The sequence below is a fragment of the Streptomyces sp. G45 genome (assembly GCF_049542095.1).
Taxonomy (GTDB): domain Bacteria; phylum Actinomycetota; class Actinomycetes; order Streptomycetales; family Streptomycetaceae; genus Streptomyces.
Genome location: NZ_JBMUZU010000001.1, coordinates 609,560 through 629,861, shown reverse-complemented (window position 1 = coordinate 629,861; position 20,302 = coordinate 609,560). Strand labels below are relative to the sequence as shown.

Below are 20,302 nucleotides of genomic sequence, written 5' to 3'. Positions count from 1 at the left end.
ACGACCATGACGTCCTCGAACGACAAGAGAGACCGCGCCGCGGCCCTGCCGAAGGACCTCCAGGAAGCGCTGCGCCGCCGCCTCGCGGGCCGCGCCCCAGGGGCGGCGGCCGGAAAGCCCGGCCCGTCCGCGGCCCCGGGCGCGCCCGTCGCCCCCCGGGGCATCCCACGCGCGGACCGCACCGCGCCGCTGCCGCTGTCCTTCGCCCAGCAGCGGCTGTGGTTCCTCGACCGGCTGCGGCCCGGCGACGCCCGCTACAACAGCGCGGTCGCGCTGCGGCTCACCGGGCCGCTGGACCACGACGTGCTCTCCCGGGCGATCGACACCGTCGTGGCCCGCCACGAAGCGCTGCGCACCACGTTCGCCGACACCGACGGACGCCCCGTCCAGGTCGTCCACCCGGCCGCGCACGTACCGCTCCAGGTACGGGACGTGACCGCGCCCGACGGCACCCGGGCCGCCGCCAAGGCCGCCCTGGACGCGGCGCTCTCGGCGGAGTACGAACGCCCCTTCGACCTGAGCGCGGGGCCGCTGGTGCGGGCCCTGCTGCTGCGGGAGCCGCACGGGGCCCTTCAGGAGCCGAGCGGACCCTTGGCGGAACCGGATGGTCCCCTTCGGGAGCCTGGGGAGCTTGGAGAGCCTCGGGGCCTTCGGGAGGCGGGCGCCGCCGACACCGCGTACGTCCTGCTCCTGACCGCCCACCACATCGTCACCGACGGCTGGTCGATGGGCGTCGTCCTCGACGAGCTGTGCGCCGCCTACGCCGCCCTGGCCAGGGGTCAGGAACCCGACCTCGCTCCCGTGGCGACGCAGTACCCGGACTTCGCGGCCTGGCAGCGCGAGCAGCTGTCCGGGGCCCGTCTGGAGCGGGACCTCGGCTACTGGACGCGGCAGCTGACCGGTGCCGTGGCGCCACGCCTCCCGCTGGACCGGCCGCGCGGCGGCGAGGAGTCCGGCGCGGGCGCCGTGCACACCTTCACCGTGCCCGCCGCCACCGTGGCCCGGCTGCGCGCCCTCGCCACCGAGCGGCACACCACGCCGTTCACGTCCCTGGTCGCCGGGTGCCAGGCGCTGCTCGCCCGCTGGTCCGGGCAGGACGACATCACCGTCGGCTCCCTGACGCCCGGCCGCTCCCGCACCGACCTGGAGCGGGCCGTCGGCTTCTATGTCAACACCGTGGTGCTGCGCACGCCCGTGGACACCGACGCGTCGTTCCGCGACCTGCTGGGCGCCGCCGCCGACACCGTCAACGGTGCCTTCGCGCACGGCGACACGCCGTTCGAGCGCCTGGTGGAGGCCGTGGGCGCGCCCCGCGAGGCGGGCCGCAACCCGCTGTTCGACGTGATGGTCCTGCTGCACCCGGACCCGCCCGCCGCGTCGTCCCTCGGTGACGTGGCCGTCGCCCCGGCGACCGTGCCACGGCAGGCCGCCACCTTCGACCTGAGCGTGGAGTTCGTCCCCGACGGCGACGGCCTCACCGGACTGCTCGAGTACCGCACCGACCTGTTCGACCAGGCCACCGCCGAGCGCATGGCCGACCAGCTCCTGCGCTTCCTCGACGGTGCCGCCACCGCACCCGACCGCCCCCTGGGCGCGCTGCCCCTGCTCTCCGCGGCCGAGGCACACCGGGTGACCCAGGAGTGGAACGCCACCGACCTGCCGGTCCCCGCCGCCACCTACCCCGAGCTGTTCGCCCGCCAGGCGGCCCGCACCCCGGGCGCCACCGCCCTGGTCGCCGGGGACGAACGTCTCGACTACGCCACGCTCGACGCCCGCGCCGACCGGCTCGCCCGCCACCTCACCGCCCAGGGCGCCGGGCCCGAACGCCTGGTCGCGCTGCGCCTGCCCCGCACCGCCGACATGATCGTGGCGATCCTCGCCGTGTGGAAGTCCGGCGCCGCCTACCTGCCGCTCGACCCGGCGCTGCCCGAGGAACGCGTGCGGTTCCTGCTCGACGACGCCCGGCCCGCCCTGGTCCTGGACGAGGCGGCGCTCGCGGCGGCCCCGCAGAGCGCCCCCGACCCGGCCGCCCCGTCGGCGCCGCCGCTTCCCGACCACATCGCGTACGTCCTCTACACGTCCGGCTCCACCGGCCGCCCCAAGGGCGTCGCCGTGTCCCACCGCTCCGTGGCGCACCTCCTGGCCGGGCACCGCGAGGGCTTCGTCGCCGACGCGGGCGGCGGACCGCTGCGGGTGGCGCTGACCGCGTCGTTCTCCTTCGACACCTCCCTGGAGGGCGTGCTGCTGATGGCCGACGGCCACACGCTGCACCTCGTCGACGAGACGACCCGGCTCGACGCCGCCGCCCTGGTCGAGTACGTCGTCGCCCACCGCGTCGACTTCCTCGACCTCACCCCGTCCTACCTGCGCCAACTGCTGCCCGCCGGGCTGCTCACCGACCCCCGCCACCGCCCCCGCGTGCTGATGCTCGGCGGCGAGGCCATCGGCCCCGGCCTGTGGCGCGACCTCGCCGCCCACCGGGACGTGGCCGCGTACAACTTCTACGGCCCCACCGAGTGCACCGTCGACGCCCTGGCCTGCCGGATCGCGGGCGGGGACCGGCCGCTCGTGGGCCGCCCGCTGCCCAACGTGCGGGCCTACGTCCTCGACCAGCGGCTCCAGCCGGTGCCGCCCGGCGTCGGCGGCGAACTGTACCTGGCGGGCGCCCAGGTGGCCCGCGGCTACGCGGGCCGCCCCGGCCTGACCGGCGCGCGCTTCGTGGCCGACCCGTTCGGGCCGCCCGGCAGCCGCATGTACCGCACCGGGGACCTCGCCCGCTGGACCACCGACGGCCGCCTCGACTACCTCGGCCGCGCCGACGACCAGGTCAAGGTCCGCGGCCACCGCATCGAGCCCGGCGAGATCGAGGCCGCGCTGCTCGACCTGCCGGACGTCTCCGCGGCCGCGGTCGTCGCGGCCCCCGACGCCCACGGCCACCTGCGGCTCGCCGCCTACGTGGTGCCCGCGCCCGCCGCCGCGCCGCCCGCCGCGTCCGCGCTGCGCGCGGCCTGCCGCCGCGTGCTGCCCGACCACATGGTGCCCTCGTCGTTCACCGTCCTGGAGGCCCTGCCGCTGACCACCAGCGGCAAGCTGGACCGCCGCGCCCTGCCCGCGCCGGACCTGGACACCGCGCCGCGCGAGCGGGAGTTCACCGCCCCGCGCACCCCCGACGAGGAGACCCTGGCCCGCATCTGGTCGGAGGTCCTCGGCGTGGCCCGCGTGGGCGTCACCGACAACTTCTTCGAGCTGGGCGGCGACTCCATCCTCAGCATCCAGGCCGTCTCCCGGGCCCGCGCCGCCGGGCTCCGCCTCAGCTCCCAGGACGTCTTCCGCCACCAGACCGTCGCCGACCTGGCCGCCGCCGCGTCCGGCCGCGCCACCGCCGAGCCCGCGCCCCGCGCCCCGCGCGCCGAGGGGCCCGCGCCCCTGACCCCCGTACAGGACTGGTTCTTCACCACCCACGGCCCGCTGCGGCACTTCAGCATGTCGCTCCTGCTCGACCTGCCGTACGACGCCGACGCACCGGCCCTTGAACGGGCACTCGCGGCCCTGGTCGACCACCACCCGGCGCTGCGCACCCGGTTCGTCCGCACGGCGGACGGCTGGGAGCAGCGGCCCGGCGCGGCCCCGGCGGACGGGCCGCTGACCCGGCACGACCTGTCCGGCGCCGCCGACGCCACGGCGGCCCGCGCCGAGGCCGCCGACGCCGCACGGGCCGCCCTCGACCCGGCCACCGGCACCCTGCTGCGCGCCGCCCTGCTGCTGCCCGCGGCCGACGCGCGACCCGTTGCCGACGGGCGGCCCGCGGCTGGGGAGCGGCCCCAACTGTTCCTGACCGTCCACCACTTGGCGGTGGACAGCGTCTCCTGGCGCATCCTCCTCGCCGACCTGGAGCAGGGCTACCGGCAGGCCGCCGCCGGGCAGCCGGTCCGGCTGGAGCCCGCCACCACGCCGTTCACCGCCTGGGCGGCGCACCTGGCCGACCGGGTGCGGGCCGGAGACCTGGACGACGACCTGCCGTACTGGACCGCCGAGGCCGCCCAGGAGCGCACCCCGCTGCCCGTGGACCGGCCCGGCACTCCGCTCGCCGGATCGGTGCGCACCGTCCGCACCCGGGTGGACCGCGCCACCACCGACGCGCTGCTGCGCCGCGTGCCCGGCGTGTACCGCACCCAGGTCAACGACGTGCTGCTGAGCGCCCTCGGCCGGGTCCTCGCCGACTGGGCGGGCAGCGAGCGCATCACCGTCGCCCTGGAGGGGCACGGCCGCGAGGACCTCGGCGACGCGCTCGACGTGTCCCGCACGGTGGGCTGGTTCACCACCCAGTACCCCGTCACGCTCACCCCGGCCGGACCGGCCCACGCACCCGACTGGGGGGCCACGCTCAAGGCGGTCAAGGAGTGCCTGCGGGCCGTGCCCCGGCGCGGCCTCGGCTACGAGGCCCTGGCCCGCCTCGGCTCACCCGACCCGGCCGCCCGCGCACTGCGCGAACTGCCGCTGCCGCAGGTGTCGTTCAACTACCACGGGCAGTGGGACACGGCGGGCGCCGGTGACTTCACCCCGGCCGACGACGTGCCCGGCCGCGACCTGGCCGCCGACGAACCCCTCGACCACCTCCTGGACGTCGCGGCCGTGGTCGCCGACGGCGAGCTGGAGATCACCTGGCACTACAGCGAGCAGGTGCACGACGCCGCCACCGTCGAGGGCCTCGCGGACGCCCTGACGCGGGCGCTCACCGCCGTCACCGAGCACTGCGCCCGCCCGGACGCCGGGGGCCGCACCCCCTCCGACTTCCCGCTGGCCCGCCTCGACCAGGCCGCCGTGGACCGCCTGGTCGGCGACGGCCGCGACGTCACGGACCTGCTGCCGCTGACGCCGCTCCAGGAGGGCATGCTCTTCCACCGCCTGGTCGGCGACGGCGACGACGACGTGTACGTGGACCAGGCCGCCCTGCTCCTGGACGGCGTGGCCGACCCGGTCGCCTTCGCCCGCGCCTGGCAGCGGGTCACGGACCGCACGCCCGCGCTGCGCACCTCGGTGGTCTGGACGGACGTACCCGTACCGCTCCAGGTCGTGCACCAGGACGTCCGCGTGCCGGTCACCCACCTCGACTGGCGCGACCTGGACGCGGACGAGCGCGAGCGGCGCTTCGCCGCACTGCGCGCCGCCGACCTCGCGCGCGGCATCGACCTCACCGCCGCGCCCCCGATGCGGCTCACCCTGGTCCGCCTGCCCGACGCGCGCCTGCACCTGCTGTGGACCTCCCACCATCTGATCCTCGACGGCTGGAGCCTCGCCCAGGTCCTGTCCGAGGTGTGCGAGGAGTACGCGGCGCTCATCCTGGGGCGTGGACGAGCCCGCCGCCGCGCCGCCCCTTCGGCGACTACGTGCGCTGGCTCGCCGAACAGGACGCCGACGCCGCCCGCGCGCACTGGTCCGGCGTCCTCGACGGCTTCGCCACGCCCACGCCGCTGCCCGTGGACCGGCCGCAGCGCGACGCCCACCAGGCCCGCTCCGCCGACGTCCGCACGACCGCCCTCGACGAGGCCGTCTCCGCGCGCCTGGCCCGCACCGCCCGCGCGGCCGGGCTCACCGTCAACACGGTGGTGCAGGGCGCCTGGGCGCTGCTCCTCGCCCGCTACAGCGCCGAACGGGACGTGGTGTTCGGCACCACCGTCTCCGGCCGCCCCGACGACCTGCCCGGCGTCGAGTCGATGGTCGGCATGTTCATCAACACCGTGCCCACCCGCGTCCGCGTCGAGGGCCACCGCACCGCCGCCGACTGGCTGCGTGAACTCCAGGAGGCGCAGGCCGAGTCGCGGCGCTTCGCCGCGGTGTCCCTGGCCGAGCTGACCGGCCTGAGCGACGTGCCGTCCGGCACCCCGCTGTTCCACAGCATGGTCGCCTTCGAGAACTACCCCTTCGACGAGGCCCGCACCGCCGCCTCCGGGGTGCGCCTGCTCGACGTCACCTCCCAGGACGCCACCAACTACCCGCTGGTGCTGCGCGCCTACCTCGGCGACCGCCTCGGCTTCGACCTGGCCTGGGACCCGGACCTGTTCGACACCGGCACCGCCCGGGCGCTCGCCGACCGGCTGTGCCTGCTGCTCGGCGCGCTCGCCGACGGCCTGGACCGGCCGCTGCGCACCCTGGCCTGGACCACCGCCGAGGAACGGCGCTCCCTGGCCGACCACGGCTCGGCCCACGACCGGCCCACCGCCTCCCTGGTGGACCTCTTCGAGGCGCAGGCCGCCCGCACCCCCGACGCCACCGCCGTCACCTGCGGCGGCGACCACCTGGACTACGCCGCCCTCGACGCGGCCGCCGGACGCCTCGCCCACCGCGTCGCCGAGGCGGGCGCCGCACCCGAGCGGTACGTCGCCCTGGCTCTGCCCCGCACCACCGACCTGGTCGTGGCGGTCCTCGCCGTGCTGAAGACGGGCGCCGCCTACCTGCCGATCGACCCCCGGCTGCCCGCCGAACGCGTCGCCCACCTCCTCGACGACGCGGCGCCGGTGCTCCTCGTCACCGTGGGAGAGGACACCGCCGTCGCCGCCGAGAGCGGGGGCGTGCCCGTGCTGCGCCTCGACGACCCCGCCGTCCGCGCCGACCTCGACCACCGCCCGCCCACCGGCCCCGACCCGGCCCGCCGCCCGGGGCCCGAGAGCCCCGCCTACGCCATCTACACCTCCGGCTCCACCGGCCGCCCCAAGGGCGTGGTCGTCCCGCACGCCAACGTGGTGCGCCTGTTCACCCGCACCCAGCAGTGGTTCGGCTTCGACGAGCACGACGTGTGGACGCTGTTCCACTCCTACGCCTTCGACTTCTCCGTGTGGGAGCTGTGGGGGCCGCTGCTGCACGGCGGACGGCTCGTCGTCGTCCCCGACGACACCGCCCGCTCGCCCGAGGACTTCCTGCGCCTGCTCGCCGACGAACGGGTCACCGTCCTCAACCAGACCCCGTCCGCGTTCTACCCGCTGGCCCGCGCCGACGCCGACCTTCCCGACGTCAGCGCCCGCCTCGCCCTGCGCACCGTCGTCTTCGGCGGCGAGGCCCTGGACGTGGGCCGCCTCACCGACTGGTACGCGCGACACGGCGACACCGCGCCGCGGCTGGTCAACATGTACGGCATCACCGAGACCACCGTGCACGTCACCCACGCCCCGCTGACCCGCGCCACGGCCGCCACCGGCGCCGCGAGCCCCATCGGCACCGGCATACCCGACCTGCGCGTGCACCTGCTCGACGACGACCTCGCGCCCGTACCGCCCGGCGCCGTCGGCGAGCTGTACGTGGCGGGCGACGGCGTGGCCCGCGGCTACCTGGGGCGCCCGGCGCTCACCGCGAGCCGCTTCCTCGCCGACCCCTTCGGAGCGCCGGGGGAGCGGATGTACCGCACCGGCGACCGGGCCCGCCGCCGCGCCGACGGCACCCTGGAGTACCTGGGCCGCGCCGACCAGCAGGTGAAGATCCGCGGTTACCGCATCGAACCCGGCGAGGTCGAGGCCGCCCTGCACAGCCATCCGGCCGTGAGCGCCGCCGCCGTCGGCGTCCACGAGGACACCTCCGGGACACGCCGCCTGGTGGCGCACGTCGTCGGCACCGGCGCGGACGCCGAACCGCCCACCGCCGCCGAGCTGCGCGCCCACCTGGAGCGGCTGCTGCCCGCCCACATGGTGCCCGCCGCCTACGTCCCGCTGCCCGCCCTGCCGCTGACCGTCAACGGCAAGCTCGACCGGCGCGCCCTGCCCGCCCCCGGCCCCGACGGCTTCGCCACCGGCACCGCCCGCACCGCCCCGCGCACCGCCGCCGAACGCGCGGTCGCCGCCGCCTGGGCCGACGTCCTGCACACCGGCGGCACTGGCGGCACCGACGGCATCAGCGGCACCGGCGGCGCTGAGAGCACCCACGTCACCGGCATCTGCGTGGAGGACGACTTCTTCGCCCTCGGCGGCGACTCCATCCTCGCCGTCCGCGTCACCTCCCGGCTGCGCGCGGCCTTCGGCACGGACGTCTCCCCGCGCCTGCTGTTCACCCACCCGACCCTCGCCGCCCTGGCCGCCGCCCTCGGCGAACCGGCCGACACCACCGCGGCCGACGTCATCCCCGCCGCCGACCCGGACACCCCGCCACCGCTGTCGTACGCCCAGCAGCGCCTGTGGTTCCTCGACCGCTTCGAGCCGGGCAGCACCGAGTACACGACCCTGTCGGTGCTGCGCCTCGCCGGGCGGCTCGACCGGACGGCCCTGCGAGGCGCCCTGGACGGCCTGGTCGCCCGGCACGAAGCGCTGCGCACCACCTTCGCCGAACAGGACGGCCACGCCCGGCAGGTCGTGCACCCGCCGCACGCCGTGGACCTCCCGGTCACGGACCTCGCCGCCGACCAGCTCGACGCCTTCCTGGAGAGCGTCGCCGCCACCCCCTTCGACCTCGCCGCAGGACCGCTGCTGCGCGCCCGCCTGGCCCGCCTCGCCGACGACGAGCACGTCCTCGTCCTCGCCCTGCACCACATCGTCACCGACGGCTGGTCCCTCGGCGTCCTCGGCCGCGACCTCGCCGAGCTGTACGCGGCAGGCCTCGAAGACCGCCGCCCCGAACTGCCGGAACTGCCCGTCCGGTACGCCGACTACGCCGCCTGGCAGCGCGCCCGCACCGACCAGGCCCGCGCCGACCTCACCTACTGGAAGGACGCGCTGGCGGACCTCCCGCCGCTGGAGCTGCCCACCGACCGGCCCCGCCCCGCCGTGCGCACCCGCGACGGCGCCCTGGTCACCTTCGAGGTGCCCGCCACGCTGACCGAGCGGCTGCGCGAGACGGGCCGCGCCAGCGACGCCACCCTCTACATGACGCTGCTGACCGCCTGCCAGGTGCTGCTGTCCCGCTGGGCGGGCCAGCAGGACATCGCCGTCGGCACCGTCACCGCGGGCCGCGAGCGCCCCGAACTGCACGACGTGGTCGGCATGTTCGTCAACACGCTGGTGCTGCGCGGCCACATCCGCCCCGACCGGCCCTTCCGCGCGCTGCTCGCCGACGCGCGCACCACCGTCCTGGAGGCGTTCGCCCACCAGGAGGCGCCGTTCGAGCAGGTCGTGGACGCCGTGCAGCCCGAGCGCGACACCAGCCGCACCCCGCTGTTCCAGGTGATGGTGGCCCTGCACAACCTGGGCACCGAGGCGCCCCGCCTGCCCGGCCTCGACGTCGAACCGGTGACGACACCGGTCCGCAACGCCACCTTCGACCTCGCCTTCGACTTCGTCGAGCACGACGGCGGCCTCACCGGCCACCTGGAGTACAACACCGGCCTGTTCGACCCCGCCACCGCCGAACGCCTCGCCGGACGCCTGCGGCTGCTCCTCGACGCCGTCGCCGACGACCCGGACCGCGCGGCGGGCGCGCTGCCGCTGATGACGGCCGCCGAGCGCCACCAGGTCCTCCAGCGCTGGCAGGGCGCCCCACTGCCCGCCCCGGAGACCACCTTCCCCGCCCTGTTCGAGGCGCAGGCCGCGCGCACCCCGGACGCCACCGCCCTGGTGGCCCGCGACGCCGCCCTGGACTTCGCGGCCCTCAACGACCGCGCCAACCGCCTGGCCCACCACCTCATCGCCCTGGGCGTGGGACCGGAGCGGACCGTCGCCGTCCGGCTGCCGCGCACCTCGGAGTTGCTGGTCGCCGTGTTCGCCGTCCTCAAGGCGGGCGGCACCCTGCTCTGCCTCGACCCGGAACTCCCCGAGGACCGCGTCACGTTCCTCACCGCCGACGCCGCGCCCCGCACCCACGTGACCGCCGAGACCCTGCGCGCGGTCCCCTGGGAGCGGCTGCCCGCCCACGACCCCACCGACGCCGACCGCCTCCAGGCCCTGCGCCCCGAGCACACCGCGTACGTCATCTACACCTCGGGCTCCACCGGCCGCCCCAAGGGTGTCGCGGTCGAGCACCGCCAGCTCGTCACCCTCTGCCACGACCACCGCGAGGGCCTCGTCGCCCCGCACACCGCCGACGGGCGGCGCCTGAAGGCCGCGCTCAGCGCCTCGTTCTCCTTCGACACCTCCTGGGAGGGGCCGCTCCTGATCGCCCTCGGCCAGGAGGTCCACCTCGTCGACGAGGACACCCGCCGGGACCCGGAGGCCTTCTGCGCCCAGGTCGCCGACCGCGAACTGGACCTCGTCAACGTCACCCCGTCCTTCCTGCGCGAACTCACCGCCGCCGGGCTCCTGGCCCCCGAGCGCCACCGCCTGCGGGTCCTCCTCGTCGGCGGCGAGCCCGTCGGCACCGACACCTGGCGCGACCTGTGCGCGGCCGACGCCGTCGGCGTCACCGCGTACAACGTGTACGGGCCGACCGAGTGCACCGTCGACGCCGTGTACGGCCGCTGCGCCGAGCGGCCCGAGCGCCCCGTCATCGGCCGCCCGGGCCGGGCCCTGCGCGCGTACGTCCTCGACGACGCGCTGCGGCCGGTGCCGCCGGGCACCCCCGGGGAGCTGTACCTGGCCGGAGCCCAGGTGGCCCGCGGCTATCTGAACCGGCCGGGCCTGACCGCCGACCGCTTCCTCGCCGACCCCTTCGGGGCGCCGGGGGAGCGGATGTACCGCACGGGCGACCGGGCCCGCTGGGACGCCGAGGGCCTGCTGGAGTTCCTCGGCCGCGCCGACGAGCAGATCAAGATCCGCGGGTTCCGCATCGAGCCCGGCGAGGTCGAGGCCGCCCTGCTGGCCCACCCGGACGTCGCCGAGGCCGTGGTGACCGCGCGCGAGCACGCCGGGCGCCCGATGCTCGTGGCCCACCTGGTGCCCGCGGCGGACACCGCGCCGACCGCCGACGACCTGCGGGTCGCGCTGCGGCGGACCCTGCCGGACCACATGGTGCCGCAGGCGTTCGTGCCGCTCACCCGCATCCCGCGCACCAGCAGCGGCAAGACCGACCGCCGCGCGCTGCCCGCACCGCCCGCGCAGCCCGACAGCACCACGCCGTACGTGCCGCCACGGCCCGGCACCGAGGAGACCCTGGCCGCCATCTGGGCGCGAGTGCTCGGCGTCGAACGCGTCGGCGCCCGCGACGACTTCTTCGCGCTCGGCGGCGACTCGATCCTCAGCATCCAGATCGTGTCCCGCGCCCGGCAGGCCGGGCTCGCCCTGACCACCAAGGACGTCTTCCGGCACCGCACGGTCGCCGAACTCGCCCTGTGCGCCACCGAAGCGGCGCCCCGCCCGGCCGCCGTCGCCACGGCCCCGCCCGCCGAGGCGCCGCTGGCCCCCATCCAGCGCTGGTACCTCGACGGCCGCCGCCCGGGCGACCCGCTGCGCTTCAGCATGACCCAGCGCCTGGAGCTGGCCCCCGGCACCGACCTCGCCGCGCTGCGCCCAGCCGTCGACGCCGTCGTACGCCACCACGCGGCCCTGCGCACCCGCTTCCGCCCCGGCGCCGATGGCACCTGGCGGCAGGAACTCCTGCCGCAGGCGCCCGCCGAACCGCTCACCCACCACGACGTGACACACCTGGACGGGCCCGCCCTCGAAGCCGAGGTGCAGCGCTCCACGGACGCCGCCCAGGCGGCGCTCGACCCCGCCGCAGGTCGCGTCCTCGCCGTTCTCGTCTTCGACCGGGGGCCGGGCCGGGCGGCCCAACTCGTCGTCACCGTCCACCACTTGGCGATGGACGGCGTGTCCTGGCGCATCCTCCTCGCGGACCTGGACACCGCCCACCGCGCCGCCACCGCCGGACAGCCCGTCGAACTGCCCCCCGTGGGCACCGCGTACGGACACTGGGCGGCCCGCCTCGACGCGCACACCCGCTCCGGTGCCCTGGACGCCGACCTGCCGTACTGGACCCGTACCACCGGCGCCCCGGCCGCGCTGCCCGCCGGGCGGCCCGGGCCCAACACCCACGGCACCGCCGCCACCGTCACCGTCACGCTGGACCCGGACGCCACCGACGCACTGCTGCGGCACGTCCCCGACGTCTACCGCACCCAGGTCAACGACGTGCTGCTCAGCGCCCTGGGCCGGGTGCTCGCCCGCTGGTGCGGGCACGACACCGTCCTCATCGGCGTGGAGGGCCACGGCCGCGAGGACTTCACCGAAGACACCGACGGCACCGGCGGCCCCGGGGACGGCATGGACCTGTCGCGGACCGTCGGCTGGTTCACCGCCGAGTACCCACTCGCCCTCACCGTCGACCCGGACGCGCCCTGGCGCGACACCCTGCGCTCGGTCAAGGAGCAGCTGCGCGCCGTGCCCGGCAACGGCGTGAGCTACGGCGCCCTGCGGCACCTGCTGCCCGAAAGCCCGCTCGCCGACGCCCCCACCCCGCAGGTCGGGTTCAACTACCACGGCCAGTGGGACGCGGGCGGCGGCACCCCGGACGGCCTCTACCGCGCCGCCCTGCCACCGGCGGGCCGCGACACCGACCCCGACGAACCCCGCCCCTACCTGCTCGACATCACCGGCGGCGTCCAGGACGGCCGCCTCGAACTCGGCTTCACCTACCCGGCCGCCGTCTACGACGAGGCCACCGTGCGCGACCTGGCCGAGCGGACGCGCACGGCGCTGCGCGACATCGTGGCGCACTGCGCCGAGCCGGACGCGGGCGGCCGCACCCCGTCCGACTTCCCGCTCGCCGCCCTCACCCAGGACCAGCTCGACCGGCTCGTGGGCGACGGACGGCACGTCGCCGACGTGCTGCCGCTGACGCCCCTGCAGTCCGGCATGCTCTTCCACGGCCTGGTCGACACCGCGGGCGCCTACTTCGACCGCACCGCGGTCCGGCTCTCCGGCGTCGCCGACCCGCGGGCGCTCGCCACGGCCTGGCAGCAGGTCGCCGACCGCACCCCCGCCCTGCGCACCAGCGTCCACTGGCGGGGCCTGCCGCACCCGGTGCAGGTCGTGCACCACCGCGTGGAGCTGCCCGTCACCCACCTGGACTGGCGGGACCTCACCCCCGAGGGGCGGGCCACGGCGACCGAGCGGCTGCTCGCCGAGGACCGCGCCGCGGGCATGGAGCTGACCACCGCCCCGCTCACCCGCCTCACCGTGGCCGCCCTGCCCGGCGACGAGGTGCTGCTGCTGTGGTCGACGCACCACCTGATCCTGGACGGCTGGAGCAGCGGCCAGCTGCTCACCGAGGTGTGCGCGCGCTACGCCGCGCTCACCGGCGGCGCCGACGCCGCCGCGCCCGTGCGGCGGCCGTTCTCCGACTTCCTGCGCTGGCTCACCGACCAGGACGAGGACGCGGCCGAGCGGTACTGGACCGAGACCCTGGCCGGATTCGGCGGGCGCACCCCCCTGCCGTACGACCGGGCCCCCGCCGAGGCGCACCGCGCCCGGTCCGGCGCGGCCGTGCGCCGCGAGCTGACCGAGCCCGTCTCGCGGCGGCTGCGGGAGACCGCGGCGAGCGGCGGCCTGACCGTCAACACCCTGGTGCAGGCGGCCTGGGCGCTGCTGCTCGCCCGCACCAGCGGGCGCCGGGACGTGGTGTTCGGCACGACCGTGTCCGGCCGCCCCGCCGAACTGCCGGGCGTGGACACGATGATCGGCATGTTCATCAACACCGTGCCGACGCGGGTCCGCGTGCCCGACGGCCCCGGCGACGCGAGCGCCGCGGGCGAGGGCGGCGTGGCGGGCTGGCTGCGCGGGCTCCAGGAGCAGCAGGGCGACGCCCGGCGCTTCGACCACCTGGCGCTGCCCCGCATCCAGGCGCTCAGCGAACTCCCGCCGGGCGAGGCCCTGTTCGACAGCATGGTGGTGTTCGAGAACTACCCCGTCGACGAGTCGGCCGTGGCCCGGACGGGCGTGGGCGTGGCGGAGGTGCGCGCCGACGACGCCACCACCTTCCCGCTGTGCCTGCGCGCCCACCTGAGCGACCGGCTCGGCTTCGACCTGGCCTACGACGCCGACCTCTTCGACCGCGCCACCGCCGAGCGCGCCGCGGACCGCCTCACCGCCCTGCTCGCCGCCTTCGCCGACGGCCTCACCGGCGAGGTCGACGACCTCGACCCGCTCACCGCCGACGACCGGGCGCTCCTGGAGCGGTGGAACGCCCCCGCCCGGCAGTCGGCGCCGCACAGCCCGGTCGACCTTTTCGCCGAGCGGGCCCGCCGCACCCCCGACGCGCCCGCGCTGCACGACGGCGACCTGCGGCTCACCTACCGCGAACTCGCCGACTGGTCCGACCGCCTCGCCGCCCACCTGGTCACCCACGGCCTGGCCGCCGAGGACCGGGTCGCGCTGCTCATGGACCGCTCCGCCGCACTCGTCGTCGCCCAGCTCGCCGTGCTCAAGGCGGGCGGCGCCTATGTGCCGCTGGACACCCGCGCCCCCGAGGAGCGACGCCGCGTCCTCCTCGACCAGGCCGGTGTCACGGCACGGCTCACCGCCGAGGACGTCACCGCCGCCCGCACCGCCCCCGCCGAGGGGCCCGCGCTCCCGGCGGCGGCCCCCGACCAGCTCGCCTACGTGATGTTCACCTCCGGCTCCACCGGCCGCCCCAAGGCCGTCGCCGTACGCCACCGCGACGTCGCCGCGCTCGCCACCGACAGCCGCTTCGCCGACGGTGCCTGCGCGCGCGTGCTGCTGCACTCGCCGGTCGCGTTCGACGCCGCCACCTTCGAGGTGTGGGCGCCCCTGCTGACCGGCGGCTGCGTGGTCGTGGCGCCGGGGAGACGGTCGACGCGGCACTGCTGCGCCGCCTGACCGGCCAGGGCGGACACGGCGGCGGCGAAGCCGGTCTGACCGCCCTGTGGCTGACCGCTGGTCTGTTCCGGCTGCTCGCCCAGGACGCGCCGGACTGCTTCGCCGGGCTGCGCCAGGTGTGGACCGGCGGTGACGTGGTGCCCGCCGCGGCCGTCCGCCGGGTCCTCGCCGCCTGCCCCGGCCTGACCGTCGTCGACGGCTACGGCCCCACCGAGGCCACGACCTTCGCGACCTCGTACGCCGTCACCGACCCGGATGCCGTACCCGGCACCGTACCGATCGGGAACCCCCTGGACGACATGCGCGTCCACGTCCTCGACACCCGGCTGCGGCCCGTGCCGCCGGGCTGCGCGGGCGAGCTGTACCTGGCCGGAGAGGGCGTGGCGCGCGGCTACCTCGGCCGCCCCGGAGACACCGCCGCCCGCTTCCTCGCCGACCCTTACGGGCCGCCCGGCACCCGCATGTACCGCACCGGCGACCTGGCGCGCCGGGGGCCCGACGGCGCCGTGGAGTTCCTGGGCCGCGCCGACGACCAGGTGAAGATCCGCGGGTTCCGCGTCGAGCCCGGCGAGGCGGAGGCCGCCCTCGCCGCCCACCCCGGCGTCACCGACGTGACGGTGGTGGCCCGCGAGGACCGGCCCGGCGCCCGCCGCCTGGTGGCCTACCTCGTCGGCCCCGCGGGGAGGACCCCGAGGCGCTGCGGGAGCACGCCCGCCGCACCCTGCCCGACTACCTCGTCCCGTCCGCCTTCGTCGCGCTGCCCGCCCTGCCGCTCAGCGCCAACGGCAAGGTCGACCGGGCCGCCCTCCCCGCCCCGGACCCCGACACCGGCGACGGGCGCGCCCCGTACGCCGCGCCGCGCACCGACGCCGAGCGCCGCACCGCCGCCGTCTTCACCGACGTCCTCGGCGTGGACCGGCCCGGCAGGCACGACGACTTCTTCACCCTCGGCGGCGACTCGATCCTCAGCATCCGCCTCGCCTCCCGCCTGTCCGAGGAGTTCGGCACGGACGTGTCACCGCGCGCGGTGTTCACCCACCCCACCCCGGCCGCGCTCGCCGAACTGCTCGCCGCGCACCCGGCCCAGGGCCGCCCCGCCATCGTCCCGGTCACCCAGGACACGGGCGCCTCCCTGGCCCCCCTCTCCTACGCCCAGCAACGCCTGTGGTTCCTGGAGGAGTTCGCGCCCGGCAGCGCCGAGTACGTCACCGCGCTCGCCCTGCGCCTGCGCGGACACCTCGACACCGGCGCCCTGGCCACCGCCCTGAACGGCCTGGTCGCCCGGCACGCGTCGCTGCGCACCACCTTCGACACCGTCGACGGCCACGGCGTGCAGCGCGTGCACCCGCCGCACGAGGTGCCGCTGCCCCTGCACGACCTGTCCCCCCTGCCCGCGCCGGAGCGCGCGGAGCAGTTGGACGCCCTGCTCACCGCCGAGCGCACCCGCCCCTTCGACCTGCGCGAGGGCCCGCTGCTGCGCACCGCGCTCATCCGCACCGCCGACGACGAGCACGTCCTGGCCCTGACCCTGCACCACATCATCACCGACGGCTGGTCCACGGCCGTCCTCACCGGCGACCTCGCCCACCTCTACCGGGCCGCGGTCGGCGCCACCGGCGAACAGCTGCCGCCGCTGCCGGTGAGCTACGCCGACTACGCGCACTGGCAGCGCACCACGTCCGGCACCGACGGCCAACTCGCCTACTGGAAGGAGCGGCTGGCCGACGTCGAGCCCCTCGACCTGCCCACCGACCGGCCCCGGCCCCCGGTGCGCACCCACAGCGGCGCCACCGCCCGCCTCGCCCTGCCCCCGGGCACGGCCCGCCGCCTCGCCCAGGTCGGCCGGGACCGCGGCGCCACCCTGTTCATGACGCTCGTCGCCGCCACCCAGACGTATCTGGCCCGGCTCTCCGGCGGGCACGACATCGCCGTCGGCACCGTCACGGCGGGCCGCGACCGGGCCGAGGTCCAGCACCTGATCGGGTTCTTCGTCAACACCCTGGTGCTGCGCTCCCGGGTTGACGCCGACCGGCCCTTCCCCGCGTTCCTCACCGACGTACGGCAGACCGTCCTGGACGCCTTCGCCCACCAGGACGTGCCGTTCGAGCAGGTCGTGGACGAGGTCCAGCCGGAGCGCGACACCAGCCGCACCCCGCTGTTCCAGGTCATGGTGGTCCTCCAGAACACCCCGCCCGCCCGCTTCGACCTGCCGGGGCTCGAGGTCACCGACGTCGACGCGGAGCTCCAGCATGCCGCGTTCGACCTCACCGTGGAGTTCGCCGAGACCGACACGGGCGCCCTGCACGGCCTGCTCACCTACAACACCGACCTGTTCGACGCGGCCACCGCCGAGCGGATGGCCGACCAGCTCGGGGCGCTCCTGACCGCCGTCGCCGACGACCCGCACCGCACCCTGGGCGCCCTGCCGCTGGCCTCCGCCGAAGAGCTGAAGGCCCAGCTCGACCAGGGCCGCGGCACCCAGGCACCGGTCGCGGCGGCCACGCTGCCCGAGCTGTTCGAGCGGCAGGCGGCCCGCACCCCCGACGCGGTGGCGCTGTCCCAGGGCGACGAGCGGCTGACGTACGCCGACGTGGAGCGCGCCGCCAACCGGCTCGCCCACCGCCTGATCCGGATGGGCGTCGGCCCCGAGGACACCGTGGCCCTGGCGCTGCCGCGCGCCGCCGAGACCGTGGTGGCCCAGCTCGCCGTCACCAAGGCGGGCGGCGCCTTCCTGCCCGTCGACCCGAACTACCCCGACCAGCGAAGGGAGTTCATGGTGCGCGACGCCGGTGCCCGGCTCGTCCTGGACGACCCGGCGGACGTCTGGGTCGACGAGGGCCCCGACACCGCGCCCACCGACGCCGACCGCACCGCCCCGCTGACCCGCGCCCACCCGGCGTACGTGATCTACACCTCCGGATCCACCGGCACCCCCAAGGGCGTCACCGTCACCCACCAGGGCCTCGCGGGCTTCGCCGCGGGCATGGCCGAGCGCTACGCCGTGGGGCCGGGCGACCGGGTCCTCCAGTTCGCCTCGCCCAGCTTCGACGCCTCCGTCCTCGAACTGTGCGCCTCCCTGCTCAGCGGGGCGACGCTGGTCACCGGCGAGGAAGGGCCCCTGGTCGGCGAGCGCCTCGCCCAGGTGCTCGCCGAGCGGCGCGTCAGCCACACCCTGATCCCGCCGGGCGTCCTGGCCACCGTGCCGCCCGGCGCGCCCGAAGCGCTGCCGGAGCTGCGCACCCTGATCGTCGGCGCGGAGGCCTGCCCGCCCGACCTCGTCGAGCGGTGGGCCCCCGGCCGCCGGATGATCAACTCCTATGGGCCCACGGAGGCCACGGTCGTCGCCACCTGGACCGGACCGCTGCGCCCCGGCTCGGGCGCCCCGCCCATCGGCCGCCCGGCCGCCGCCACCCGCGCCTACGTCCTGGACACCGCCCTGCGGCCGGTCCCGCAGGGCGTCACCGGCGAGCTGTACGTGGCCGGGCCCGGGCTCGCCCGCGGCTATCTCGACCGGCCCGCGCTGACCGCCGCGCGCTTCCCCGCCGACCCGTTCGGCCCGCCGGGGAGCGCATGTACCGCACCGGCGACCTCGTGCGCTGGGGCACCGACGGCGCGCTGCGGTTCGCCGGACGCGCCGACGAGCAGCTCAAACTGCGCGGCCTGCGCATCGAACCCGGCGAGATCGAGAGCGCGCTGCGCCGCGCCCCGCAGGTGCGGGACGCCGCCGTCGCGGTCCGCGCCGACCGGCAGCAGGACCGCGACCACGGCCGCCTCGTGGCGTACGTCGTCCCCGCTGACGGCGCGGACGACGCACTGGACGCCGCCGCGCTGCGCGAGCACCTCGCCGCCTCGCTGCCCCCGCACATGGTGCCCACCGCGTTCGTCCCCCTCCAGGCCCTGCCGCTCACCCCGAACGGCAAGACCGACCGGCGCGCCCTGCCCGACCCCGGGCCCGCGCACACCGCGACGGGCCCGCACGTCCCGCCGCGCACCGACACCGAGCGCCGCATCGCCCGCATCTGGTCCGACGTCCTCGGCGTGGACGACGTGGGCGCGCACGACAACTTCTTCCTGCTCGGCGGCGACTCGATCCTCAGCATGCAGGTGGTGTCGCGGCTGCGCCGCGACGGGCTGCACCTGGCGACGCGCGACCTGTTCACCCACCAGACGGTGGCCGAACTCGCCACCGTCGTCAGCGCCGCCCCGCAGACCACCGGCGACGACGGGCCGGTCACCGGCGACGTGCCGCTCACCCCCATCCAGGAGTGGTTCCTGACCACGCCGCGCACCAGCCACCACCACTTCAACCAGTCGGCGCTGCTCGAACTGAACGCAGCACCCGACCCGGACGCCCTCGCCGCCGCCCTCGACGCGCTCATGGAGCACCACGACGCGCTGCGCATGCGCTTCACCCGCGACGGCGACGCCTGGCACCAGTTCAACCCGCCGCCGTCCGCCACCGACGGGCTGCTCAAGCGGTACGACCTGACGGGCCTCGCGCCCGAGGCGGCCGACGCGGCCATGGAGAAGGCCGCTGACGACCTGCACACCGGCTTCGACCTCGCGCGCGGACCGCTGCTGAGGGCCGCCCTGTTCACCGGGGACGCCGACCGGCCCCCGTACCTGCTGCTCGTCGCCCACCACCTGGTCATCGACGCCGTGTCCTGGCGGATCCTCTCCGACGACCTGCACACCGCCTACGAGCAGGCGCTCCAGGGCGGCCCGGTCACGCTGGGGGAGCGCACCACCTCCTTCCGGGACTGGGCGCGGCGCCTGGCCGCGCACGTCGCCGAGGGCGGCCTGGACCACGAACTGCCGTACTGGGAACAGGCGGTGACGGCCGAGCGCCTCCCGGAGGCCGACGAGCCCGGCACGGACGACGGCGAGACCCGGGCGCTCAGCGTGTCCCTGGACGGGGACGCCACCACGGCCCTGCTGCGCTCCGCCCCCACCGCCTACCGCACCCGCGTCAACGACGTCCTGCTCGCCGCCCTCGCCCTGGCCCTGGCCCGCTGGACGGGCCACGACCGGGTCCGCCTCGACCTGGAAGGACACGGCCGCGAGGACGTCCTCGACGACGTCGACCTGTCGCGCACCGTCGGCTGGTTCACCACCGTCCACCCGGTCGCCCTCCAGGTGCCGGACCCCGGCGACCTCGACCCCGGCCGGGACTGGCGGACCCTGGTGAAGACGGTGCGCCGCCAGCTGCGGGCCGTCCCCGGCAACGGGCTCGGCTTCGGCGCGCTGCGCACCTTCGGCACGCCCGAGGTCCGCGAACGCCTCGGCGCGGCGGCGCACGGACAGGTGGTCTTCAACTACCTGGGCCAGTGGGACGCCCGCCCCGAGGCGCGGGGCAGCGGCCTGGTGCGCGCCGAGCACGGCTCCTTCGGCCAGGACCACGACCCCCGCGACAGCGGCTCGCACCCCATCGAGGTCGTCGGCTCGGTCCAGGACGGGCGGCTCGCCTTCACCTGGCACCACCGCCCCGGCCGCCACGACACGGCGGCCGTGCGCCGCGTCGCCGAGGAGTTCGCCGAGGCGCTGCGCCACATCGCCCAGCACGCCCGGCAGGCCGGGCGGCCCGGGAACCGCCCATGAACCACCCATGCACGTCGCAC

General features: G+C 76.6%; 1 pseudogene. It reads left to right on the top strand.

Annotated elements, in window-relative coordinates:
• Window positions 1–6: 6 nt before the first annotated feature.
• Window positions 7–20,282, top strand: a pseudogene (locus ACOBQU_RS02620) (non-ribosomal peptide synthase/polyketide synthase).
• Window positions 20,283–20,302 lie beyond the last annotated feature (20 nt).